Genomic DNA, 24,720 nt, shown 5'->3' on the forward strand with positions numbered 1-24,720 from the left:
GAAGTTTCTCACAGATCATTTGCAAACACCCAGACTCCGCGTGTGGAATAGCGCAAACATACTAATATTTGATTCTTTTTCAAGTTATTTTCTTTAATCATTTAATATTTGCATTTTCACATTGATTAAGATCTTTTCCAAGTTCCAAGAATTCGAGACTGTTCAATTTTGCACGCACTGAAAAAGTTCCATAATCTATATGAAGATCACGCATGACACCATTCTCATGTAAGAGAAAACTGCTACGATAAACCGGCAAACCATCTTTATTTTCTCCATCATCAAAATAAGAAATTGTAACAGGCCAATATTCTTCTTCATCCAATTTTCTTACTTTTTCCGTTTCGCTATCAGATAAAAGCGTCTTCTTTTCCCCTATGACGATACTTTCTTTTATAACTTTATCTGCTTTATTTGTCCCATCAAATACAGTAACATTGTAAAAATGATCTCCTGCTTTTGCATGGCGGATAATATTTTTTAGTTGCATCATTGGAAATTCAGCCATTGCAAGCTTATACTCTTTTTCCTTTGGCTTTTTTAAGGTAACTGTGATACCATCTTGCGTACGCTCCGCAACCCCCTCGGCACGATGCACAACCTCTTCTCCCTCTTGATCTGTAATATTAAAACGAAATGTACGGCTGTCTCCTGTTTCATAACTCGTCGTCTGTTGATCCGTCAAACGTACTGGCATATCTTCAATGTGAACACGGCTAATGAAACGAAAACGTGTGCTATAGCCTTGGCATGCCGAACCAGTAAGCTCGTAAACCATTCGTCCTGACATCGCAGAAATTGTCATTTCATGAGAAACACTATCGAGATGAAAATCATAAATTGCTCGATGAGGCACAATAAAAATGGGCTCTTCAGCTCTCGCAGTACATAAAAAAACAATATATAAAATTATTATAAATAATGATCTAATCATTCCCAACTTCCGAACTTTATCCCCGTTGCATAACATCATACAATAAGGCAAAAAAGGTTAATTTCTCAATTAACCACACATTTTCTTAAATCAAAAAATAGATTATGCAATGAATATATTATAGAGCAGCTATGGAGTTAAAATTATGACCAATATGATTGAAAAAAACTTAGAAAAATTCGGAATCACTCTTCCTGAAGTAATCTCCCCCCTTGCCAATTACATCACCACTTCACAAAGTGGCAATCAAATCTTTATTTCTGGACAACTCCCTCTTATTAATGGAAAACCAATAGCCATCGGTAAAGTTGGTGCAACTGTGAATACCGAACAAGCCCAAAAAGCATCTGAAGCTTGCGCTCTCAATATTCTCGCGCAACTCAAGGCAACTCTGGGTGACTTAAATAAAATAAAACGTGTGGTCAAAATTACTGTTTTTGTGGCTGTAGATTCTCATTTTACCGATATTCCTTTTGTTGCCAATGGAGCTTCTAATTTATTCGTCAATATCCTTGGTGAAATTGGAAAACACGCCCGTTCTGCTATTGGTGTTGCCTCTCTTCCTATGGATGTTCCTGTAGAAGTTGAAGCCATTATAGAAATCTAAACCTTCATTAAGACAGTGCATTATCCTAAATATAACTGAAGTCAAAATACTTCTTTGTCTTACACTCTGATAAACCTTGCATTTTTTCGTTTTTAAATTAGAATCTTAAACTTACGATAAAAGGAAATATTTGTATGAAACAAGCTTATGACAATAACAATATTTTTGCTAAATTGATTCGCAATGAAATCCCTTCTGTTCGTGTCTACGAAGATGATGATGTTATTGGATTTATGGATATCATGCCACAGGCACCAGGTCATACGCTGGTCATTCCTAAAAAAGGCTCTAGAAACTTACTTGATGCAGATCCTGAAACATTATTTCCTGTTATTAAAGCTGTTCAAAAAATTGCAAATGCTGTCAAAAAAGCCTTTCAAGCAGATGGCATAACTGTCATGCAATTTAATGAAGCAGCTAGTCAACAAACCGTCTATCACCTTCATTTTCATATTATACCACGTATGGAGGGAATAGAGCTTACCCCTCATAATGATATGGTAACGCCTCCAGAAATACTTGAAGAGAATGCAAAAAAAATTCGTGCAGCTTTATAACACACTCTTAAGTTGTTGTACTTTTTTTTCCTACACGTTTTTTTGCAAAGTTTTCCATTTTACTTTTCTTTGAACTTACAGATATATCGGAAGATGAAATTTCTAACTGTAAGCTTTCTTTTTTACCATTTGATTTTTGTGTCAATACGCGAACGGTCCCACCATTGCGTAACTTTCCAAATAAAATTTCATCAGCTAATGGCTTTTTAATATATTCTTGTATAACACGCCCTAATGGGCGTGCTCCCATCTGAGAATCATATCCTTTATTAGAAAGCCATAAAGTTGCAGAAGGGCTTAATTCAAAACAAATTCCCCGATCAGCTAATTGTGCTTCAAGCTGAAAAATAAATTTTTGCACTATCTGATTGATGATTAAATGAGATAAAGGTGCAAACGGAATAATTGCATCTAACCGATTACGAAATTCTGGTGTAAATAACCGATTGATTGCTTCTATATCCTCACCATCACGATGTACTTTCCCAAATCCAATAGCTGATTTTGCCATATCTGAAGCACCAGCATTGGTTGTCATAATCAAAATAACATTGCGGAAATCAATTTTCTTACCATTATGGTCTGTTAATCTACCATAATCCATTACCTGCAATAAAATATTAAATAACTCTGGATGCGCTTTCTCAATCTCATCTAGCAATAGAACTGCGTGAGGTTTCTGATCAACTGCATCTGTAAGGAGACCTCCTTGATCAAACCCTATATAACCTGGAGGTGCTCCGATTAAACGTGCTACCGTATGCCGTTCCATATATTCTGACATATCAAAACGCAATAATTCAATACCTAAAGATGATGCAAGCTGTTTTGCAACTTCAGTTTTTCCTACACCTGTTGGTCCTGAAAATAAATAACTTCCTATTGGTTTATCCGGTTCGCGTAAACCTGCTCGCGCCAATTTTATGGATGAAACTAAGACGGAAATTGCCTGATCTTGACCATAAACAACATGTTTGAGTTCTCTTTCAAGCTTACTCAGTATCTTCTGATCATTCCGAGAAACTGTTTTTGGTGGAATTCTTGCAATTGTAGCAACAGTCGCTTCAATTTCTTTAACACCTATACTCTTCTTGCGTTGTTTTTGTGGCAAAAGCTTTTGCGCTGCGCCACTTTCATCAATAATATCAATTGCTTTGTCAGGTAACCTACGGTCAATTATATAACGTGAAGATAATTCTACAGATGCCTTCATCGCCTGATCTGTATATTTAATCTGATGAAAATCTTCAAAGTAAGGCTTCATCCCCTGCAAAATCTTAATCGCATCTGTAACAGAAGGTTCATTAATATCAATCTTCTGAAAACGACGCTCTAAAGCACGATCTTGTTCAAAGAATTTGCGATATTCTCTGTAAGTCGTCGAACCAATACATCGCATAGTTCCAGAAGATAACACAGGTTTCAAAAGATTTGCTGCATCCATATTTCCCCCTAATGTCGCTCCTGCTCCAATTAAGGTATGAATTTCATCAATAAATAAAATAGCATCTGGATACAGCTCAAACTCTTTAATAACTTGCTTTAAGCGTTCTTCAAAATCACCGCGATAACGTGTACCTGCAACAAGTCCCCCCATATCAAGAGAAAATATTGTTGCATTTGATAAAACTTCAGGCACTTGCCCATCAACAATACGCTTTGCCAACCCCTCAATTATAGCTGTTTTCCCTACTCCAGGATCACCAACCAAAAGCGGATTGTTTTTTGACCTTCGACATAAAATCTGTATCATGCGTGAAATTTCTATTTCACGGCCAATTAATAAATCAATTTTTCCATTACGTGCTTTACAATTGAGATCAACACAATAATTCGTTAAAGCACTTGTTCCTCTTTCACCATTATCCGAAATCTGCTGATCTAATTGCTCTTCAAGTCCTTCAAGTAACATGGATAACCCATCATCACGCGTGACACCCTGTGAAATAAAACGTACAGCATCGTAGCGTGTCATTCCCATCTCTTGAAGAAAATATGCTGCATGGCTTTCACGTTCAGAAAAAATTGCAACAAGAACATTTGCCCCCGATACTTCATCTTTTCCAGCTGATTGTGCATGAATCACCGCACGTTGGATAACACGCTGGAAAAAAGCTGTAGGCTTTGTATCCTCATCAGCTCTAATCTGTTCATCTAACTCTGAGCGAAGATAATTGGTTAAGCGCTCTCGCAATTCCTCCACATCTACTTGGCAAGCCTGAATAACGGAATTTGCATCGGCATCATCTAACAGCGCAAGTAGAAGATGCTCTAGTGTTGCATATTCATGCCGTGCTTGAGTAGCAATTGTTAATGCACGATGCAAAACCTCTTCAAGACTAGGTGTAAAAGATGGCATAGCTCCTCACTTCCCTTCCATTACACATTGTAACGGATGTTCATTTTGACGCGCACATTCCCTCACTTGTAATATTTTCATTTCAGCGACTTCATAAGTGTAAGTCCCACATTCTCCTATCCCATTGTGATGAACATCTAACATTATCCGCGTTGCCTCTTCGAAACTTTTTTTAAAAAAGTTCTTCAAAACGAAAACAACAAAATCCATAGGTGTGTAATCATCATTAAGCAAAAAAACTCGACATAATTTAGGTTTTTCGAGTTTTTCTCTAGCCTTAGGCATTATAACCGCACCATGCCTACCTTCATCCCAATTCTTGCCCTTTTCATTATGCATAATATGAGCTATAGAGTTTATTATGAGCATCTGTCCCATTATCGTTTTCCATGCAGCACATTTTTATTAATTTTAAATTCTTTCATAACTATTGCAATACCTGTTTGTATTAGAAAAAAATTTCCCTCTATGGTTAGACTTCAATCACTCACTCATAAAATAACTTCTGTAAACAAATTAGTAATACCATTCGTCTAAACTGCATCAATAAATTACAGAAAAGGAAGCTTTATAGAAGTTTTTTAGGATAAATGGAGAAATAGGATACTGCAAGTGTATATTAATTATCAAAAAATTATGCGCTACTGTAAAACAATAGCAATTTCTTTTGTTATGTTAGCTTTTTCTTACTGTTGGGCATCCGCCACACCTCAAGGCGCCTATCCTGATAAGTATGCGGCTATTGTTATAGATGCTACTACGGGAAAAACTTTATTTCAAGCCAATGCAACACTGAAACGTTATCCTGCTTCTTTAACAAAAATGATGACATTGTACTTACTCTTTGAAGCTATGCAGATGCGTCGTGTGACACCAAATACACCAATTCCTGTTTCTCATTATGCAGCAATGCGTCCACCGACAAAAATTGGGTTTAAAGCAGGCCAAACAATTTCTGCTGAAGCAGCAGCTAAAGCGCTCATTACAAGATCCGCAAATGATGTTGCTGCTGCCATTGCAGAATATCTTGGAGGTAGTGAAAAAAAATTCGCTCAAATGATGACAGTAAAAGCTCGTAAACTTGGCATGAAACATACACATTTTGCAAATGCTTCAGGACTTCCGGATATGCACAATTATTCTACAGCACGAGATATAGCGACTTTGTCATTAGCTTTACGTAAACATTTTCCCAAACAATATAAATTGTTCAAAACAAAAAGTTTTAATTTTCGTGGACATAAAATTAATAGCCACAATAAACTTGTTAAAATAATGAAAGGTGTCGATGGAATTAAAACAGGCTACACACAAATGTCAGGTTCTAATTTAGCAACTTCGATGCGTCTTGAGGGGCGCTCTATTGTCGCTGTTGTTATGGGAGGTAAATCATCTACTGCACGTGACGAGCATATGGCTAGCTTATTGAATCAATATTTGCCCAAAGCAAGCCAAATGAAAAGTGGTGAACGTTTAATAGCTTCTGTACGCTATCACTTACCCACTGGCGCCAATACTCCTATACCGACCATTAAAGATGATTCAAGTAATTTTGACGATGAAATTTCGACTATGTTGACAGCATTTGCAGAACAACCTAAAAACTCCAATATCGCAATAACGGCTGTCAATAAGGTAATTATACCAATACCGAACCCTCAAAAAACTACACCGGTTGAGACTCATAAAATTGTAACAGCCTCTTTATCCGAAAATGCCGGATGGGCTATCCAAATTGGTTCTCTTCCTAGTGAAGAACAAGCAAAAACTCTACTTTTAAAAGCAAAAAATACAGCTTTTTCCACTTTAAAGCACGCATCTTCACACATGCAACTGTTTGAAAAAAATGGGCAGCGTTATTACCGAGCGCGCTTTACAGGGTTTCAATCAAAAAAAGCTGCATTTGATGCTTGTTCTACATTAAAGAAAGCAAATTTTAACTGCTATACTGTAGCCTACTAAAAGTTTTTGAATTCTGCATTAAGGATAGTATTATGACAGATAATGCTTTTGCTTCATTCCATAAAAAAGAAGTTTTATTGAAGCAATCATCCCTCCTTTCATTGCGTTCTCTTCACGATGCTGCCGCAAAACTTACTGGTTTAAAATATAATCCGACTGCATTAGATACACAGTCTCTTGTTAACCTTCTCATTTGCCAAACAATGCGCAACCGTCGTCTCATAATGCCTCCTGTACGCATTCATTTACGTGTTGCGAGCCAAACTGGTAATGTGCCTATTAAAATCCGTTTAGGAGCAACAAATATTTAATTCTACAGACCCTCTCTAAAAAATTATTTTATTATTAACCATTATCTACAGCCTTAGAAAACCTTTTGATAAACATACTTTTTTCTTAAATTGTTGAATTTTCTGACGGCTTTTCCAACTATCCAATATCTCCAAGCTTTCAATAAAAACATTGTTAAGGACATAAAAATACCCAATATTTTTCCACTTTTGGATTTAATATAAAAAATTATCCTTGATATCTTTCTGGAAAAAATGAATAGCTTCATTAGATGAAAGCTTATCATTTGATGGGATTATTGTAAAAGTTCAATAAAGAAAATCCCTCTTAATAACGCTCCCTATACAACATAAACGCTGTAAAAAAAAACAATCTCACTCCTCTTACTTGTATTTATGTCAACAGGCACAGCAAATTGGAAAATACAAATACTATCGATAAAAAAACGTAAACAAATTATCAGATTAAATATTATGATAACGATTTCCATAAGATTTTAATTTATAATTATAATTTATTTTTTGCATATTGAACAAGAGATTTTCGTAAAATAATCTTATTTTACTTCTTATCTTGAATCAGTCAAAATCGCTCGCTTGCTCATCACAAGCAAAATTAGCATATAAACCATTTAAAAAAGGAATCAAAATATCCCTTATGAATCATTTCAAGTACTAGGATCTTTTGTAACATTGAAAGTTGAAAAAAAGGATGATAGTGCTGGTTTTCTCCCTTTATAAATAAAGATGCTAATACTCTATAGCTTTTATACCATTCATGGAAAACTTACATTATATTATTCATATGCAAGATACTGATTTATAAAGATAATTAATTATTTTGTATGTTAGATGAGAATCTCGAATATCGTAAGATTCTCTCATTTAAAATCTGTTTATGTTGAATCAATCAAAACCGTCTCTTGCATGTTATGAGCGAGATTAGTGTGTAGCGTGAAACTGTACCAAAAAGACTAAAAATGCCTATAATGAACCGTTTCAAATGCCAAGTGCTTTAGTTCCCCTGTACAGAGGGGGGGGCTGGCAAAGTGCGTAACCATGCCAGCGTACTTCTTTTTATTAAGCATAAAGATGGAGACAGCTCAATGGATTTACCGTTATATCATTCACAGGTGCCATCGCGAAATGAGCTTGGGAGCGTTGTGAGACATTTTTTTAAAACGAACTCACGAACGTGTCACACGATAATGTTCTATCGTGTGCATTCTATTCTCATGAGAATTTTTATAAATATTTCTTAATGTATACGTTATTATTTATTTTAATTTTTTTGTCGGTACAAAATTTATAAATAAAAAAGATATTTCCGATATATCTCTTAATTATTGTAAATTAGTGTTTTTTTCAAGGCATTTTTACCATACTAGGTAGAAAAAACTTCACTTTTAAAAAATTAAAACCTTTAAAATTCTACTTTCTTCATCATAATTATTCAGACTTAAAACAAATTTTCCTTGGATACTCAGGCATAATCTTCCATTACTTAAAAGATATATGGCTATGGAAACTTTTTAAAGCCATAAAACCCAGCTAAAAATAATGGCAGATTGATCACTAATTTTACTTTACGCTTTCTTATTTTTTCCAAATTAAACTTTTTTCCTATTTTAGAGACAAATCAAACAGATGTAGAACACTCTCCCCTCCAAGCTTGCATGAAAAAGCTATTATTCGTTAAGAAAACACTGAATCATCTCAGATTTATTTCAAACTACTGCTGCATTAAAGTGGAATTTTGATTTATAAGGAACAAAAAACATAAGCTTTATTAGGAAATACGATCTCTCTCCAAAAAGTCCAGTTATGGATTGAAAAATGTTCCAGCTCTTAACAAGATATCGCATTGACTGCAAGACCACCTTTACTTGTCTCTTTATAGCGTTCACTCATATCATGACCAGTCTGGCGCATTGTTTCTATACAAGCATCAAGAGAAACAAAATGATCTCCATTACCATATAATGCAAGAGAAGAAGCCGTTACCGCCTTAACAGCTCCCATTGCATTACGCTCAATACAAGGCACTTGTACAAGACCTGCAACAGGATCACATGTCATTCCCAAGTGATGTTCAAGCGCAATTTCTGCCGCATTTTCAATTTGAGCTGGTGTTCCACCTAACGCTGCAGTCAACCCTGCTGCGGCCATTGAAGATGCCGTTCCAACTTCACCTTGACACCCAACTTCTGCACCAGAAATAGAGGCATTATGTTTGATAACACCGCCTATAGCTGCTGCCGTTAATAGAAAATTATGTATTCCCTCTCGATCTGAATCATCATTAAACTGAAGATAATAACGCAAAACGGCTGGGACGACACCGGCTGCTCCATTTGTTGGTGCTGTAACAACACGACCACCTGCTGCATTTTCCTCATTGACTGCTATAGCATACACCGAAAGCCAATCATTTGCCCAAAGTGGATAATTGTAATTTTTCTTTTGTTTTTCCAAAAGCGTTTCATGCAGCTTTTTAGCGCGCCTTAGAACACGCAATCCACCAGGCAACTCACCTTCTTGTGAAAGACCTCTATCAATGCAATTTGTCATCGCTGAAAAAATTTCATCAAGCCCTACATCAAGAGAAGAACGCTCTATCTTTGTTTCTTCATTTAAGCGCTTCATTTCAGCAATTGAAAGTCCTGATTTTTCTGCCATTGATAACATTGTACAAGCAGAATCGAATGGATATGGTACCTCAAATGCTTCTGGTTGTATATTATCATTCATATGGCTTAATTCATCCTCAGTCACAACAAAGCCACCACCGATAGAATAATAAATCTGCCGCAACAGAACATTCCCATCAGTATCAAGTCCTTCAAAGGCTAGTCCATTTGTATGTCCAGGGAGGATTTGCTTTCGTTCAAAAATAAGATCACGTTGCACATCAAACTGATAAGCGGGATGACCTTCTGGTTGCACTTTTTTTTCACGTATAACTTTTTTTAACAAAAACCCCATGCTATCAGGATCAACAGTAGAAGCTTTTTCTCCTAAAAGTCCTAATATGATAGCTCTATCTGTTGCATGACCAATACCCGTGAAAGCTAAAGAACCATAAAGATAAACACGTATACGAGAAACTTGAACATCAGACGACTGAGAAAAATCTCCTATCTTTTGCAAAAACATATTAGCAGCAGTCATTGGTCCCATCGTATGTGAGCTAGAAGGACCAATCCCAATTTTAAAAAGTTCAAAAACAGATAGAAACACGTATCACCTTAAACTATAGTACAGCTTGAGCATATATGCTTTTTCATAACGTTTCTTCCGTTTAAAATCAAATTGCGAGATAAACTAAAAAAATGACAACAATAAACACGAATGTCGCTCGTCTTGCTACCACCCAACACTTTCTTTCTATAGTGTTTTCCATTAGCCAACCTTTAAAACGGACAATGCCCCTAGAGTCACTACTCCCAATGTTCCAAACGTAGTAAAATAAGTGTTAATATGCAATATTAAAATTCAATAAGGATGAGAAATCTTATCGGAAATATTTTTCATAATGCACTAAGTTCTTCAAAACATATGCTTAATTGTATAAAATATTTTATGGGTATGTTTCAATGAAACGTACAAATTTTTCTAACGATTCTCGTTCTGTCTCAAAATTGTTTTCTGGAGCACTCATATCGCGATAACCAAGTGCCATACCACAGATAATATGGCGATCAGAAGGAATAGATAAAAGCGTACGAATCTGTTTATGATAATCAGCAAAAGCAGCTTGAGGACAGGTATCTAATCCAAATCCACGTGCAGCTAACATAATGGTCTGCATAAACATACCCAAATCAAGCCAACTCCCCATTTCCATGTCGTGATCCATTGTAAATAAGAGTCCTACAGGTGCATCAAAAAATAAAAAATTTCGCGCCTTTTGATGAAGTATTTTTTCTTCATCACCTTTTTGAATTCCAAGACTCTGATAAAGATCCAAACCAACTTTTCGACGCCTTGAAATATAAGGCTCACGCCACTGACGTGGATAATAACTATATTCACGCTCTCCTTTTACACCTGAAAGCACAAGTTGTGAAAGCTCTTGCCCTACTTTCTGTAATACACTTCCTGTAAGCACAATTACTTGCCACGGCTGAATATTTGTTCCAGATGGTGCACGTGCTGCAAGTTTTAAGATTTCTTTGATTGTTTCCAAACTAACTGGCTGATCAGTAAAAGCGCGAATTGACTTTCGTGACAAAATAGATTGAAAAACACTCATAGGAGAAACTGTCATTGTTTTTACTTTCTTTATGAAAAATAGTTTTTTCTTATCAAGAATAATATACTGCGAAAATACCTTTGCAGCTTTTTCAAACACTCTATTTCTTTAAATGACTTACACATTTCACGCAGTGGTAAATATTCCCCTTAGAGACGGTATAATCTATCTCTTTTAAGAGAAAGAAATTAGTCTAAAAGAAGACAAAATAAATTTATAATCAATGACTACCCCCCAACTCCGCGAAGCTCTCAAAAGAACTCTCTTCAATTCGTTCTAAATCCTGTAGAAGATCATCAACATCATGCTGCATCTGCTTTAAATCAGTTCGTTTTTTATGAATTCCTGCAATTAATTTCTTAAGCTTTTTCTCATCATCAGGTGGTTTTCCAACCATTGTCAACATATCAGATATTTCAGACAACGAAAATTTTACTCTGTTAGCATACAGGATTTGTTTTAACTTATGACGATCCGTTTATGTATAAATCCGTGTACTTCCACACCGAAAAGGGATAAGAAGTCCCTCTTCTTCATAGCAAAGTTCGAGCTATTATTGAAAACTCACGTGTTAATTTTCCAATTGAATAATATTCGTACATTTTATTATTCTGTCTGCATAGATCACATTGTTATAAGAAATATGTCTATTTTTTATATAACTTAATAAACACCCCAATCTCTACTTTCCTGCATTCTAATTTATAAGAAAATACATTTTATCGTACAAGCATTGTATAGTAGAGAATCAATTATTTTTTAGATTACAGAAAAGACTATTGATCTTTCATTATAAGTCTTTTTAAAGCTTTATAGAAGATATCAATCAAAAAATTTCCTCAAATTCAAAATCAATCATTATTTGATTTGTAGATAATCAACTCTTTTCCTTGAATATGATTTTTGAGTTTCACATATTTGGGAAAAAACTTTCTATACTGCTTTTAGAAATTAAGAAACTTTAAAATAAAGTAACAAAAAAGATAAGCATCATTACAAAACAATAAGCTACTAAAGATGTTTAAAATAACTATCGCCTTATAATTTTTGATATTTTTCAAGAAAATATACAACTTCTGTATTTCGAAATAAAAAAACGTCTGAACGTTCTATTCAGACGTTTTTTATTATGTGATGTTGTATTTAAATTATTCAGCAACGGCCCCAGTTGTCATATTTGTCAACATAGCCTTAGCCACTTCGTTATTACTAGACTTACGCTGCTCATCTACAATCAAATCATCACGAACTGCAGCAATACGACGGATTTGAGAAATTGTACCACCCGTACCTGCTGGAATAAGACGACCGACAATAACGTTCTCTTTAAGTCCTTGCAAAGTATCAATTTTACCAGAAACTGCTGCTTCAGTAAGAACACGTGTTGTTTCCTGAAACGATGCCGCCGAAATGAAAGAAGGCGTTTGAAGAGAAGCTTTTGTAATTCCAAGAAGAATGGGATTACCAGATGCAGGTTTCTTACCTTCTGCAATCAAATTATCATTGATTTCATCAAGTTCAATACGATCAACATTATCACCTGGAATATAACCAGAATCTCCAGATTCAGTAATTTCAACTTTTTGCAACATTTGACGAACAATCACTTCAATGTGCTTATCATTAATAAGAACTCCCTGCAAACGATAAACCTCCTGAATCTCATTAACAAGATAAGATGCCAAAGCTTCAACCCCCTTAATCGCCAAGATGTCATGAGGTGCTGGATTACCATCAAGGATATAATCTCCCTTTTCAATTTGATCGCCTTCTTGGAAGTGGAACAACTTACCTTTTGGAATCAAGTATTCTACTGCCTCAAGAGTTTCATCATTTGGTTCAATAATGATACGACGTTTATTCTTATAACCACGGCCAAATCGAATTGTACCACTAACTTCAGCAATAATCGCATGATCCTTTGGACGACGCGCTTCAAAAAGCTCAGCCACACGAGGAAGACCACCCGTAATATCTTTCGTCTTGGCACTTTCCATTGGCAAACGAGCAATAACATCACCAGCCTTAACATGAGCACCAAGCTCAACAGAAAGAATAGTTTCCACTGACATCATATAACGGGCTTCACCTCCCTTATACAATTTAGCAATGGATTCACCTTCTTTATCCGTGTGAATAATAATAGCTGGTTTAAGATCCGCACCACGTGGATTAGCGCGCCAATCAATCACCAAACGCTTCGTAATACCCGTAGATTCATCAGCTGTTTCAGTGACAGATAAACCATCAATCATATCTTCAAAACCCACATAGCCTTCAACTTCCGTTAAAATTGGACGTGTATAAGGATCCCATTCTGCTATACGTTGGCCACGTTTAACCACATCACCATCATCAACAAAAATATGAGCACCATAGCTAACACGATGTACAACGCGCTCTTTTCCTAACTCATCCTTGATAAGGATAGCCATATTACGCCCCATAACAACCAAATGGCCTTCAGAGTTACGAACTACATTACGATTACGAATCTCCACCTTACCTTCATAAGATGCCTCTAAATACGATGAATCAACAACCTGCGCAGTTCCTCCTAAGTGGAAAGTACGCATAGTAAGCTGTGTTCCCGGCTCACCAATGGATTGAGCAGCAATAACACCAACGGCTTCTCCCTGATTAACAGGTGTTCCACGCGCCAAATCACGACCATAGCATTTTGCACAAACACCAAGACGTGTTTCACATGTTAATGCAGAACGAATTTGAACAGATTGAATCCCAGCTGCTTCAATCTTCGCGACATCAGCTTCCTCAATCATTGCTCCACCTTCAAGGATAACCTCTCCAGAGACAGGATGTAGAATATCAACAAGCGCTGTACGACCAAGAATTCTTTGCCCAAGGGAGGCAACAATTTGTCCTGCATCAACAATCGGCTGCATGGTAAGCCCTTTTGCGGTACCACAATCAACTGCTGAAATAATAGCATCCTGTGCAACATCAACAAGACGCCGTGTTAAATAACCAGAGTTCGCCGTCTTTAACGCAGTATCAGCAAGTCCTTTACGTGCACCATGCGTGGAATTGAAGTATTCATTAACAGTTAGACCTTCTTTAAAATTTGAAATAATGGGTGTTTCAATAATTTCACCCGATGGTTTTGCCATTAATCCACGCATACCGGCCAATTGTCTCATCTGGTTAGCAGAACCACGAGCACCAGAGTGCGACATCATATAGATAGAATTCATCGGCCGTTGACGACCTGTTTTAGGATCAAAATCGACAGCTTGAATACGTTTCATCATTTCATCTGCGACGCGATCTGTACATTTACCCCAAGCATCTACAACCTTATTGTATTTTTCACCTTGTGTAATCAAACCATCATTATATTGCTGTTCGTACTCCTTAGCCAAAGCTTCTGTTTCTGCGACTAAACGCGACTTACTATCAGGAATAACCATATCGTCCTTACCGAATGAAATTCCTGCACGACAAGCATAAGAAAAGCCAAGCTGCATAATACGGTCACAAAAAATAACCGTCTCTTTTTGTCCACAGTGCCGATAAACATGATCAATCATTTTAGAAATGTTCTTTTTCGTCATCTCTTGATTGACAATATCAAATGAGATATCCGCACTTTTTGGCAAAAGCTCACCGATAATCAAACGACCAGGTGTCGTATCATAAAGTTTAGAGACTTCTTTTCCATCCTTCCCCATATTCTTAACACGGCCTTTAATCTTCGTATGAAGCGTTATAACCTTATTTTCCAAGGCATAATGAAGCTCACCTATATCAGAAAAGGCCATTCCTTCACCTGGTTCTTTTTCAGAAACAATTGAAAGATAATAAAGACCAAGAACCATATCCTGTGAGGGAACAATAATGGGAGCACCATTTGCCGGATGAAGAATATTATTGGTGGACATCATCAAAACACGGGCTTCAAGCTGTGCTTCAAGAGAAAGCGGCACGTGAACCGCCATCTGATCACCATCAAAATCTGCATTAAAAGCAGTACACACCAGTGGATGAAGTTGAATAGCTTTGCCTTCAATTAAGATAGGTTCAAAAGCCTGAATCCCCAAACGGTGCAATGTTGGCGCGCGGTTGAGTAAAACAGGGTGTTCACGAATAACCTCATCCAAGATATCCCAAACTTCTGGATGTTCTTTTTCAACAAGCTTCTTTGCCTGCTTTACCGTTGATGAATAGCCTTTTGCATCAAGCCGCGCATAAATAAAAGGCTTAAATAATTCAAGAGCCATTTTTTTGGGAAGACCACATTGATGCAATTTTAATTCAGGACCCGTCACGATAACAGAACGCCCCGAGTAATCAACACGCTTCCCAAGTAAGTTCTGACGAAAACGTCCTTGCTTGCCCTTCAACATATCTGATAAAGACTTAAGAGGACGTTTATTGGCTCCAGTAATCACACGCCCACGCCGTCCATTATCAAACAATGCATCAACAGCTTCTTGTACCATACGCTTTTCATTGCGTACGATAATTCCAGGAGCTCGCAATTCAATCAGCCGCTTCAAGCGGTTATTACGATTAATAACACGCCGATAAAGATCATTCAGATCTGATGTCGCAAAACGCCCACCATCAAGCGGAACCAATGGACGCAAATCCGGTGGAATAACCGGAATTGTTTTCATAATCATCCACTCTGGCTTATTTCCAGATTCAAGAAAATTTTCAACGATTTTAAGTCGTTTAATCAATTTTTTCTGCTTTAACTCTGAAGTTGTTTCAGCTAATTCAAGACGCAAATCATTAGCGATTTTATCTAACTCCATACTAGCTAAAAGCTCGTAAATAGCTTCAGCGCCAATCATAGCTGTAAACTGATCTTCTCCAAATTCATCAATAGCAAGCATATATTCTTCTTCAGAAAGAAGCTGATGGAGCTTAAGAGATGTTAACCCTGGTTCGGTTACAATATAATTCTCAAAATAAAGAACCCGTTCAATATCTTTTAAAGTTAAATCTAAAAGTGTAGAAATACGACCTGGTAATGATTTAAGAAACCATATATGCGCAACGGGTGCCGCAAGTTCAATATGCCCCATACGCTCACGACGTACGCGCGAAAGAGTAACCTCTACACCACATTTTTCACAAATAATGCCCTTATACTTCATGCGTTTATATTTGCCACATAGACATTCATAGTCCTTAATAGGGCCAAATATACGTGCACAAAAAAGACCATCACGCTCTGGTTTAAAAGTCCGATAATTAATCGTCTCAGGCTTCTTAATCTCACCATACGACCAGGACAAAATTTTCTCAGGACTCGCAATAGAAATACGAATAGAGTCAAATGTCTGCGCTGGCGCTTGAGGATTGAAAAGATTCATGACCTCGTGGTTCATGCTGTTCTCCTTCAAAGATTCTTAGAACCTGTTGTAATATCTCATTTATTTTATAACAGATCTTCTTTAAAATACATTTACTTTTAAAAATGACCTGTATAGCCTTAATAAGGTTATTGAGCCTCTTAAAGTAATAAGAGCGCAGCTTTTTTCTAGTGCGCTCCTTGAATTATTATTCTGCCGTATCAGACAATGCCCGCTGTGCAATAAGTTCACGCGCATCATCAAGCTCCACATTAAGAGCAAGTGAGCGCATTTCTTTTACCAACACATTAAAGCTTTCGGGTATACCTGCCTCAAATGTATCATCACCACGCACAATTGCCTCATAGACTTTTGTTCGACCAGCCACATCATCTGATTTTACTGTTAGCATCTCCTGCAAAGTGTATGCAGCACCATAAGCTTCAAGTGCCCAAACCTCCATTTCACCAAAACGCTGACCACCAAATTGTGCCTTACCTCCTAATGGCTGCTGCGTAACGAGTGAATAGGGACCAATAGAACGTGCATGAATCTTATCATCAACAAGGTGATGCAATTTCAACATGTAAATATATCCCACCGTTACTGGGCGATCAAAAGGCTCCCCAGTACGACCATCATAAAGCGTAACCTGCCCTGAACTATCTAAGCCTGCGTCTTCCAGCATCATGTTAATATCAGACTCATGTGCTCCATCAAAAACAGGCGTTGCAATTGAAACCCCTTTCTTCATCTGCAATGCCAATTTGTAAAGGCTTTCATTATCATACTGACGAACTGGTTCATTATGATTATCATCAGGCATAAGATTTTCAATACGCTGACGCAACGGCAATATATCCCCAGTCTCTTGATATAACTCTAACAAAGCATCAATCTTCTTTCCCATCCCCGCACATGCCCAACCAAGATGCGTTTCAAGAATTTGTCCAACATTCATACGACTAGGCACACCAAGCGGATTCAAGACGATATCAGCATGGGTCCCATCTTCGAGAAATGGCATATCTTCTACGGGAAGAATACGTGAAACAACACCCTTATTCCCGTGACGTCCCGCCATCTTGTCACCTGGTTGGATTTTGCGCTTCACAGCCACAAAAACTTTCACCATTTTCATGACACCAGGAGGCATTTCATCACCTCTTTGGACCTTTTCAACCTTATCCATAAAGCGACGTTGTAATGCTTCTTTTGATTCATCATATTGCTTGCGCAAAGCTTCAATTTCATTTTGAAGCTTTTCATCCTCAACAGCAAATTGCCACCACTGGGATCGTGGATAATGCCCCATTACTGTACTATCAAGCTTTTTACTACCCGAAAAGCCTTTCGGACCTTCTACAGCAACTTTACCTGTCAACATATCGGTGAGGCGCGCATAAACATTGCGATCAAGAATAGACTGTTCATCATCACGGTCTTTTGCTAAACGCTCAATTTCTTCACGCTCAATTGCCATCGCACGTTCATCTTTTTCCACACCATGGCGATTAAAAACGCGAACTTCAACAACAGTACCAAAAGTCCCAGGAGGCATACGCATAGAAGTATCACGAACATCGGATGCCTTTTCCCCAAAAATTGCACGCAGAAGCTTTTCTTCCGGCGTCATGGGACTTTCACCTTTCGGGGTAATCTTTCCAACTAAAATATCACCTGGTTGAACTTCAGCACCAATATAAATAATGCCAGCTTCATCAAGATTTCTTAACGCTTCTTCCGCAACATTAGGAATGTCGCGCGTAATTTCCTCAGGTCCAAGTTTTGTATCGCGTGCCGCAACTTCAAATTCCTCAATATGAATTGAAGTAAACACATCATCAGCAACAATGCGCTCGGATAACAAAATAGAATCTTCATAATTGTATCCATTCCAAGGCATAAAGGCTACGAGAACATTCCGCCCAAGAGCCAAATCACCAAGATCCGTGGATGGACCATCTGCAATGATATCACCTTTCTCTACCCTATCACCGACATGTACAAGAGGACGCTGATTAATACAAGTGGACTGATTAGAACGCTGAAATTTCTGTAAGCGGTAAATATCAACGCCTGATTTTGAAGGATCTAAATCTTCTGTTGCACGGATAACAATACGGGTAGCATCGACTTGATCAACAACACCACTACGCTTTGCACTCACAGCAGCTCCTGAATCGCGCGCAACAATAGATTCCATTCCCGTCCCAACAAATGGCGCTTCAGCGCGTACAAGAGGAACTGCTTGACGCTGCATGTTCGATCCCATAAGCGCACGATTCGCATCATCATTTTCCAAAAAAGGAATAAGCGCTGCTGCAACTGAAACCAACTGTTTTGGTGAAACATCCATCAAATCAACATGATCACGCGGCGCCATTAAAACTTCACCAGCATGACGGCAAACAACAAACTCTTCTATAAAACGACCTTCGTTATCTAATGAAGAATTAGCCTGAGCGACATAATGCTTTGCTTCTTCCATCGCTGAAAGATAAATAACTTCTTTTGTGACTTTTCCATCAATAATTTTTCGATATGGACTTTCAATAAAGCCATATTTGTTAACTCGCGCAAATGTTGCTAAGGAGTTAATCAGACCAATGTTGGGGCCTTCTGGTGTTTCAATAGGACAAATACGACCATAATGCGTAGGATGTACGTCACGAACTTCAAAACCCGCACGTTCACGTGTCAAACCACCTGGACCAAGAGCAGAAAGACGGCGCTTATGGGTAATTTCTGACAATGGATTGGTTTGATCCATAAACTGCGACAATTGTGAAGACCCAAAAAATTCACGGACTGCTGCTGCCGCAGGCTTTGCATTAATCAAATCCTGTGGCATAACTGTATCAATTTCAACCGATGACATACGCTCTTTTATCGCACGCTCCATACGAAGAAGACCAATGCGATATTGATTTTCCATCAACTCCCCGACGGAACGAACGCGACGGTTGCCAAGATTATCAATATCATCAATTTCACCACGTCCATCACGCAATTCAACCAACATCTTAACAACAGCAAGAATATCCTCTTGGCGTAAAATGCGAACTGTGTCTGGACAATCAAGATCCATACGTAAATTCATCTTAACACGCCCGACAGCTGAAAGATCATAACGCTCTGGATCAAAAAACAATGAATGGAACATTGCTTCTGCTGTATCGATTGTTGGAGGTTCACCTGGACGCATCACCCGGTAAATATCAAATAACGCATCCTGCCGACTTTCATTTTTATCCACCTTCAAAGTATTGCGGATGTAAGCGCCAATATTCATGTGATCAATATCAAGAATATTGACTTGATCAGCACTAACATCGAGCAGAACTTTTAATACTTTTTCGTCAATTTCATCACCAGCTTCAAGGTAGATTTCACCTGTTTCGTAATTGACGATATCTTCGGCTAGATAACAACCTAATAAATCATCTTCACTAACTTTAACCGCTTTAAGTCCTTTTTCTACCAAAGACTTCGCAGTACGAACTGTTAATTTTTTACCAGCCTCCGCAACGACTTCACCACTATCTGCATCTATAAGGTCAGAAATGAGCTTCATTCCTTTAAAGCGATCCACAGAATAAGGAACTCGCCATCCTTCTCCATCACGCTCATAAGTCACTTTATCATAAAACGTCGATAAAATATCCGACGCATCCATACCTAATGCCATCAAAAGACTAGTAACAGGAATCTTGCGCCGTCGATCAATACGCGCATAAATGATGTCCTTAGCATCAAACTCAATATCAAGCCAAGAACCACGATACGGAATAACACGAGCAGCAAAAAGAAACTTTCCTGATGAATGGGACTTTCCTTTATCATGGTCAAAAAAGACACCAGGAGAACGATGCATCTGAGAAACAATAACACGCTCCGTACCATTAACAATAAAGGTACCATTCGTCGTCATTAAAGGCATATCGCCCATATAAACGCCTTGCTCTTTAATGTCTTTGATATCTTTGGAGCCAGTATCCTCATCAACATCAAAAACAATCAAACGCAATATGACCTTTAATGGGGCAGCATAAGTTAAATCACGTTGACGGCACTCTTCAACATCAAATTTTGGTAAATCAAATTCATAACCTACAAACTCAAGCATAGCTGTACCGGAAAAATCTGAAATAGGAAAAACCGATTTAAAAACAGCTTGCAAACCTTCATCTGGTCGCCCACCTTTCGGTTCCTCAACCATGAGAAATTGATCGTATGAGGCTTTTTGAACCTCAATAAGATTCGGCATTTCTGCTACTTCAGGAATCTTACCAAAAAATTTCCGTACGCGCTTACGACCATTGAATTGAGACATCATTGCGTGAGTCTGAGCCATCGTCGCTCCTTGATCTTTACTCTTCAAGGTAGACCAACCTTGAAAGCCTTATACCATTAACCTGCATATGCAGACCAGTTCACTTGACACTCAATAATGAGCATCATTAACTTTCCCCACCAACATAAGCCATTTATCTCTTTGACTCTATGATGAAGGGATAAGTAATCCAAACTTATCCCATTCCTGTTACGAAACCATTGGGAAAAGTTTTTTACTCATTATTTTCCCTCTTTGTATTAAGAGAAAGAAAATCGGCGAACATAAATGCCCGCCGATAAAATTAAATTTACTTAAGTTCCACCTTAGCACCGGCAGCTTCAAGTTGAGATTTAATTTTTTCTGCTTCTTCTTTAGAAGCAGCCTCTTTAATAGGCTTAGGTGCACCTTCAACCAGATCTTTAGCTTCTTTAAGACCAAGTCCAGTAAGAGCACGAACTTCCTTAATAACATTAATTTTTTGTGCGCCACCTTCAACAAGAATAACATCAAATTCTGTTTTTTCTTCAGCAGCTGGAGCAGCAGCACCAGTAACAGCAGCTACAGCTACAGGAGCAGCAGCCGAAACTCCCCACTTTTCTTCAAGTAACTTAGAAAGCTCAGCGGCTTCCAAAAGGGTTAGATTAGAAAGGTCTTCTACGATCTTCTCTAGATCAGCCATTTTTAAATTCCTTCAATTAAAAGATTTGAACCATTATTAAATCTTATTCAAAAAAACAGAAAAGCATTAAAGCTCTTCCATAAACGTGAATACAAACAGCCTTAAGCCGCCTTATCCTCCTGAGCATATGCTCCAATGACACGTGCAACCTGACCAGCAGGGGCATTAACAACCTGTGCAATACGGGTCGCAGGGGTAGAAATCATACCCACAAGTTTTGCACGCAACTCGTTTAATGAAGGCAATGAAGCCAATGACTTCACAGCATCTACAGTTAAACTTGTTGCACCCATTGAACCGCCAAGTATGACAAATTTGTCATTGCTTTTCGCAAAATCAACAGCAACTTTCGGTGCTGTGATTGGATCTTCTGAATAAGCAATAAGTGTTTGTCCAGTAAACAAACCCACTATCGATTCAGATTCCGTGCCCTGAAGAGCGATTTTAGCAAGACGGTTTTTGGCGACCTTAACGGCACCGCCAGCTTCACCCATTTTCGAACGCAGATCATTCATCTGTGAAACTGTCAGACCGGAATAATGTGCAACAACAACAGAACCAGACTTCCGAAAAGCCTCGTTAAGCCATGTAACAAATTCGCGTTTTTCCGCTCTATTCACTGTCTCTCTCCATTTAACAGATTTGCTTAAAACAAACCTGTTGGTTACCTTTGATAACATAAAATACTTCATGTCACCGATGAGGATCCTGTCCCCTTTTTTACGCACAGCGTTCAAAGGCAACCTTGGCTCAAACCCTTTAAGTCTTTTAACTCTCAGTTTTTACCCCAGTCTCATGCAGGTTTTTTTGATTAAGATACTTAAAAGCATCACCTACAATCTCGGACAGGATATTCCGGAATTTCTCCCGGTACAACCTAAGCCCTATAAAGCTTAGATAGCGAGCTGATCAAAATCAGCATTTTAAATACAATTTTGATATTCCCATACCCCAAAACAAAATTATAAATCAGCTTATACTAGCTCTGAACGAACCGTTGCTGGATCAACTTTAACACCAATTCCCATAGTCGACGAAACAGCAACGCGCTTAATATACTCACCTTTTGCACCTTGCGGTTTGGCTTTAATAACTGCACTTGCAAAGGCTTTTATATTTTCTACGATTTTTTCAACACCAAAAGAAGCCTTACCAATACCAGCATGCACAATACCAGCTTTTTCCACACGAAACTCAACAGCACCACCTTTAGAAGCTTTGACAGCACCGGCGACATCAAGTGTTACAGTACCAACTTTCGGATTCGGCATCAAACTCCGTGGACCAAGAATCTTACCAAGACGACCAACAAGAGGCATCATGTCTGGCGTTGCAATACAACGATCAAAATCTATAGTCCCTCTATTAACGCTTTCAAATAAATCTTCGGCACCCACAATATCAGCTCCTGCCGACTTAGCTTCCTCAGCCTTATCCCCACGAGCAAAAACGGCAACACGAATATTTCTCCCTGTTCCATTAGGCAAATGAGCAACGCCTCGAACCATTTGATCAGCATGACGAGGATCAACACCCAAGTTCATTGAAATTTCGATTGTTTCATCAAACTTAGCAACGGCACGCTCCTTAACCATTGAAACGGCATCTTTTAAAGCGTAAAGTTCATTAAAATCAATATCTTTTCGGATATTTTTTATTCTTTTAGCTACTTTTGCCATAATATTAGCCCACCACTTCCAAGCCCATCGAGCGAGCAGAACCTTCAACCATACGCATTGCTGCCTCAATGTCATTCGCATTAAGATCTTTCATCTTTGATTCCGCAATCGAACGAATTTTATCGCGAGAAATGCTTCCTACAGACACTTTACCAGGCTCTTTTGAGCCAGATTTCAGGTTTGCTTCCTTCTTTAAAAAGAATGATACAGGAGGCGTCTTGAGAGAAAAGGTGAAAGACTTATCTTGGTAATACGTAATAACAACTGGAATCGGTGCCCCCTTTTCCATTTCTTGTGTCGCTGCATTAAACGCCTTACAAAATTCCATGATATTAATACCACGCTGCCCAAGAGCTGGACCAATTGGTGGAGATGGAGTAGCAGCTCCTGCAGGGACCTGCAACTTAAGCTGACCTATACTTTTTTTTGCCATAACAATCTGCCTTTAATTTCACTGGTATACTGACAATTCATCTTGCCCGTTACCCGCTTGCAGTCACGTGGTTCGGATCATTAAGCCGACAAAAGCTATAAATCACCTCCCACTCCTTCCTTAAAGTAATTAAAACTACTCTAAGTTTAATCAGAGTTTTTCAACCTGACCAAATTCCAAATCAACAGGCGTAGGACGCCCAAAAATAAGCACTTCAACCTTAAGACGAGAGCGCTCTTCTTCAACCTCTTGAACAATTCCATTAAACGAAACAAAAGGACCATCAGCAACGCGAACTTGCTCTCCAACCTCAAACAATACAGAGGACTTTGGAGACTCAACCCTTTCCTGAACTTGTTTGAGAATTTGTTCAACCTCTCGATCAGAAATAGGAACAGGACGCGCATCCGACCCTAAAAAACCTGTCACTTTAGGCGTATTCTTAATAAGATGATAAACTTCATCTGTTAACTCAGCACGAACAAGAACATAACCAGGAAAAAATTTTCGCTCAGTATCAACTTTGCGTCCACGACGAACCTCTACAACACGCTCTGTTGGAACAAAAATCTTTTCAAAAAGATGATCAAGTCCCTTTTGCTTTGCCTCCTTATCAATAGCTTCCGCTACTTTCTTTTCAAAATTTGAATATGCCTGAACAATATACCAACGAGCTGCCACAGTCACACTTCCTTACATTCTCAACTAAAAAGATATTTCAGAAGATCAATAACCCGCCAAACACCAAAATGCATAACCTGATCCACAATAAAAAAGAAAGCTGAAGCCAATGCAGTTACCAACAAAACCATAATAGTAGAAATAACCGTCTCACGACGTGTAGGCCATTTCACTTTAATTGTTTCTGCATAAACCTGCTTCAAAAAGGTAATCGGATTGGTTTTAGATGCCATCGTCACACTATACTCTCTCTAGTCCTATTGTGTTTTATAGAACAAAATAAACAGGAAAAAAATGCAAAAGCCAACTTTCAGACTTATGCAATTTCCTTACTTTCTATTCAATACCGTTTCACACACAAAAAAACAAGCCCCATATCAAAAAAAGCGAAAAAGGTAGCAAAATCCACTCCCTTATATGTAAAATCCCTCTTTGGCAGGGGCAGCAGGACTTGAACCCGCGACCTGCGGTTTTGGAGACCGCCGCTCTACCAACTGAGCTATACCCCTAACTCTCAAAACTAAAACACTTTTAACACCCCTTTAACAAGCATTATTTATTCAATGATCTTAGAGACGATACCGGCACCAACAGTACGACCACCTTCACGAATAGCAAAAC

Annotated in this window: 18 protein-coding genes, 1 tRNA gene and 1 pseudogene; 4 read left to right on the plus strand and 16 right to left on the minus strand. The window is 38.2% G+C overall.

All coding sequences use genetic code 11. The annotated features are described in order from the left end of the window. Nucleotides 1-97: 97 nt before the first annotated feature. Nucleotides 98-934, minus strand: coding sequence for a cell envelope integrity EipB family protein (locus ACFINW_RS06080; RefSeq protein ID WP_375620783.1), 837 nt, complete (start codon nt 932-934; stop codon nt 98-100). Nucleotides 935-1,079: 145 nt separating this feature from the next. On the opposite strand from ACFINW_RS06080, the gene ACFINW_RS06085 reads away from it, so the two are divergent. Continuing rightward, nucleotides 1,080-1,541 carry a RidA family protein gene (locus tag ACFINW_RS06085; protein WP_375620782.1) on the plus strand — a complete coding sequence of 154 codons (462 nt, stop codon included), beginning with the start codon at nt 1,080-1,082 and terminating at the stop codon, nt 1,539-1,541. Between the two features lie 134 nt (nt 1,542-1,675). Beyond that, on the plus strand, nt 1,676-2,098 hold the full coding sequence (locus tag ACFINW_RS06090) for an HIT family protein (RefSeq protein ID WP_375607220.1): 423 nt from the start codon (nt 1,676-1,678) through the stop codon (nt 2,096-2,098). Between the two features lie 7 nt (nt 2,099-2,105). Here ACFINW_RS06090 and clpA read toward each other — a convergent pair whose 3' ends face one another. Both clpA and clpS read right to left on the minus strand, forming a co-directional pair. Beyond that, nucleotides 2,106-4,457, minus strand: a complete 2,352-nt coding sequence (gene clpA / locus ACFINW_RS06095; protein WP_375673967.1) for an ATP-dependent Clp protease ATP-binding subunit ClpA — start codon at nt 4,455-4,457, stop codon at nt 2,106-2,108. 6 nt (nt 4,458-4,463) lie between these two features. Next, nucleotides 4,464-4,835, minus strand: a complete 372-nt coding sequence (gene clpS, locus ACFINW_RS06100) for an ATP-dependent Clp protease adapter ClpS (RefSeq protein ID WP_375640928.1) — start codon at nt 4,833-4,835, stop codon at nt 4,464-4,466. Between the two features lie 234 nt (nt 4,836-5,069). Here clpS and ACFINW_RS06105 point away from each other — a divergent pair, with 234 nt between their 5' ends. Both ACFINW_RS06105 and ACFINW_RS06110 read left to right on the plus strand, forming a co-directional pair. Further along, entirely contained in the window at nt 5,070-6,419 is a 1,350-nt protein-coding gene (locus tag ACFINW_RS06105) for a D-alanyl-D-alanine carboxypeptidase (protein ID WP_375640929.1), read from the plus strand. Between the two features lie 32 nt (nt 6,420-6,451). Next, a complete protein-coding gene (locus ACFINW_RS06110) occupies nt 6,452-6,730 on the plus strand; it encodes a hypothetical protein (protein WP_375640930.1) in 279 nt (92 codons plus the stop codon). Between the two features lie 1,827 nt (nt 6,731-8,557). On the opposite strand, the gene ACFINW_RS06115 is transcribed toward ACFINW_RS06110, so the two are convergent. The 13 genes and pseudogenes from ACFINW_RS06115 to ACFINW_RS06175 all read right to left on the minus strand — a co-directional run. Further along, a complete protein-coding gene (locus tag ACFINW_RS06115) occupies nt 8,558-9,949 on the minus strand; it encodes an L-serine ammonia-lyase (protein WP_375640931.1) in 1,392 nt (463 codons plus the stop codon). A gap of 340 nt (nt 9,950-10,289) precedes the next feature. Continuing rightward, nucleotides 10,290-10,979 carry a nitroreductase gene (locus ACFINW_RS06120; RefSeq protein ID WP_375612167.1) on the minus strand — a complete coding sequence of 230 codons (690 nt, stop codon included), beginning with the start codon at nt 10,977-10,979 and terminating at the stop codon, nt 10,290-10,292. A 205-nt stretch (nt 10,980-11,184) separates the two neighbouring features. Then, nucleotides 11,185-11,388: a hypothetical protein gene (locus tag ACFINW_RS06125; protein WP_375640932.1), complete on the minus strand. Its 204-nt coding sequence runs from the start codon at nt 11,386-11,388 to the stop codon at nt 11,185-11,187. 724 nt (nt 11,389-12,112) lie between these two features. Continuing rightward, nucleotides 12,113-16,324 carry a DNA-directed RNA polymerase subunit beta' gene (gene rpoC, locus ACFINW_RS06130; RefSeq protein ID WP_375613463.1) on the minus strand — a complete coding sequence of 1,404 codons (4,212 nt, stop codon included), beginning with the start codon at nt 16,322-16,324 and terminating at the stop codon, nt 12,113-12,115. 172 nt (nt 16,325-16,496) lie between these two features. Continuing rightward, nucleotides 16,497-20,645 carry a DNA-directed RNA polymerase subunit beta gene (gene rpoB, locus ACFINW_RS06135; protein ID WP_375640933.1) on the minus strand — a complete coding sequence of 1,383 codons (4,149 nt, stop codon included), beginning with the start codon at nt 20,643-20,645 and terminating at the stop codon, nt 16,497-16,499. Between the two features lie 289 nt (nt 20,646-20,934). Beyond that, entirely contained in the window at nt 20,935-21,306 is a 372-nt protein-coding gene (gene rplL, locus ACFINW_RS06140) for a 50S ribosomal protein L7/L12 (RefSeq protein WP_375620778.1), read from the minus strand. Nucleotides 21,307-21,407: 101 nt separating this feature from the next. Then, entirely contained in the window at nt 21,408-21,926 is a 519-nt protein-coding gene (gene rplJ / locus ACFINW_RS06145) for a 50S ribosomal protein L10 (protein ID WP_012755027.1), read from the minus strand. 354 nt (nt 21,927-22,280) lie between these two features. Then, nucleotides 22,281-22,985, minus strand: a complete 705-nt coding sequence (gene rplA, locus ACFINW_RS06150; RefSeq protein ID WP_375640934.1) for a 50S ribosomal protein L1 — start codon at nt 22,983-22,985, stop codon at nt 22,281-22,283. Between the two features lie 4 nt (nt 22,986-22,989). Then, entirely contained in the window at nt 22,990-23,418 is a 429-nt protein-coding gene (gene rplK / locus ACFINW_RS06155) for a 50S ribosomal protein L11 (RefSeq protein WP_273723157.1), read from the minus strand. 150 nt (nt 23,419-23,568) lie between these two features. Beyond that, nucleotides 23,569-24,099, minus strand: coding sequence for a transcription termination/antitermination protein NusG (nusG, locus tag ACFINW_RS06160; RefSeq protein ID WP_273790740.1), 531 nt, complete (start codon nt 24,097-24,099; stop codon nt 23,569-23,571). Between the two features lie 20 nt (nt 24,100-24,119). Next, the gene (secE, locus tag ACFINW_RS06165; protein WP_273790652.1) at nt 24,120-24,332 is read right to left on the minus strand and encodes a preprotein translocase subunit SecE; all 213 of its coding nucleotides are present in this window, start codon (nt 24,330-24,332) and stop codon (nt 24,120-24,122) included. Between the two features lie 200 nt (nt 24,333-24,532). Further along, nucleotides 24,533-24,608: transfer RNA gene (locus ACFINW_RS06170), tRNA-Trp, on the minus strand. 47 nt (nt 24,609-24,655) lie between these two features. Beyond that, nucleotides 24,656-24,720: pseudogene (locus ACFINW_RS06175) on the minus strand (elongation factor Tu); the annotation flags it as partial.

The organism is Bartonella sp. AA18HLJMS (assembly GCF_042197245.1).
GTDB lineage: Bacteria > Pseudomonadota > Alphaproteobacteria > Rhizobiales > Rhizobiaceae > Bartonella.

What these genes read in the sequence shown, in the direction of transcription:
- ACFINW_RS06080 (WP_375620783.1), bottom strand. Translation starts at nt 934, where the DNA reads ATGATTAGATCATTATTTATAATAATTTTATATATTGTTTTTTTATGT.
- ACFINW_RS06085 (WP_375620782.1), top strand. Translation starts at nt 1,080, where the DNA reads ATGACCAATATGATTGAAAAAAACTTAGAAAAATTCGGAATCACTCTT.
- ACFINW_RS06090 (WP_375607220.1), top strand. Translation starts at nt 1,676, where the DNA reads ATGAAACAAGCTTATGACAATAACAATATTTTTGCTAAATTGATTCGC.
- clpA (WP_375673967.1), bottom strand. Translation starts at nt 4,457, where the DNA reads ATGCCATCTTTTACACCTAGTCTTGAAGAGGTTTTGCATCGTGCATTA.
- clpS (WP_375640928.1), bottom strand. Translation starts at nt 4,835, where the DNA reads ATGGGACAGATGCTCATAATAAACTCTATAGCTCATATTATGCATAAT.
- ACFINW_RS06110 (WP_375640930.1), top strand. Translation starts at nt 6,452, where the DNA reads ATGACAGATAATGCTTTTGCTTCATTCCATAAAAAAGAAGTTTTATTG.
- ACFINW_RS06120 (WP_375612167.1), bottom strand. Translation starts at nt 10,979, where the DNA reads ATGACAGTTTCTCCTATGAGTGTTTTTCAATCTATTTTGTCACGAAAG.
- rpoC (WP_375613463.1), bottom strand. Translation starts at nt 16,324, where the DNA reads ATGAACCACGAGGTCATGAATCTTTTCAATCCTCAAGCGCCAGCGCAG.
- rpoB (WP_375640933.1), bottom strand. Translation starts at nt 20,645, where the DNA reads ATGGCTCAGACTCACGCAATGATGTCTCAATTCAATGGTCGTAAGCGC.
- rplL (WP_375620778.1), bottom strand. Translation starts at nt 21,306, where the DNA reads ATGGCTGATCTAGAGAAGATCGTAGAAGACCTTTCTAATCTAACCCTT.
- rplA (WP_375640934.1), bottom strand. Translation starts at nt 22,985, where the DNA reads ATGGCAAAAGTAGCTAAAAGAATAAAAAATATCCGAAAAGATATTGAT.
- rplK (WP_273723157.1), bottom strand. Translation starts at nt 23,418, where the DNA reads ATGGCAAAAAAAAGTATAGGTCAGCTTAAGTTGCAGGTCCCTGCAGGA.
- secE (WP_273790652.1), bottom strand. Translation starts at nt 24,332, where the DNA reads ATGGCATCTAAAACCAATCCGATTACCTTTTTGAAGCAGGTTTATGCA.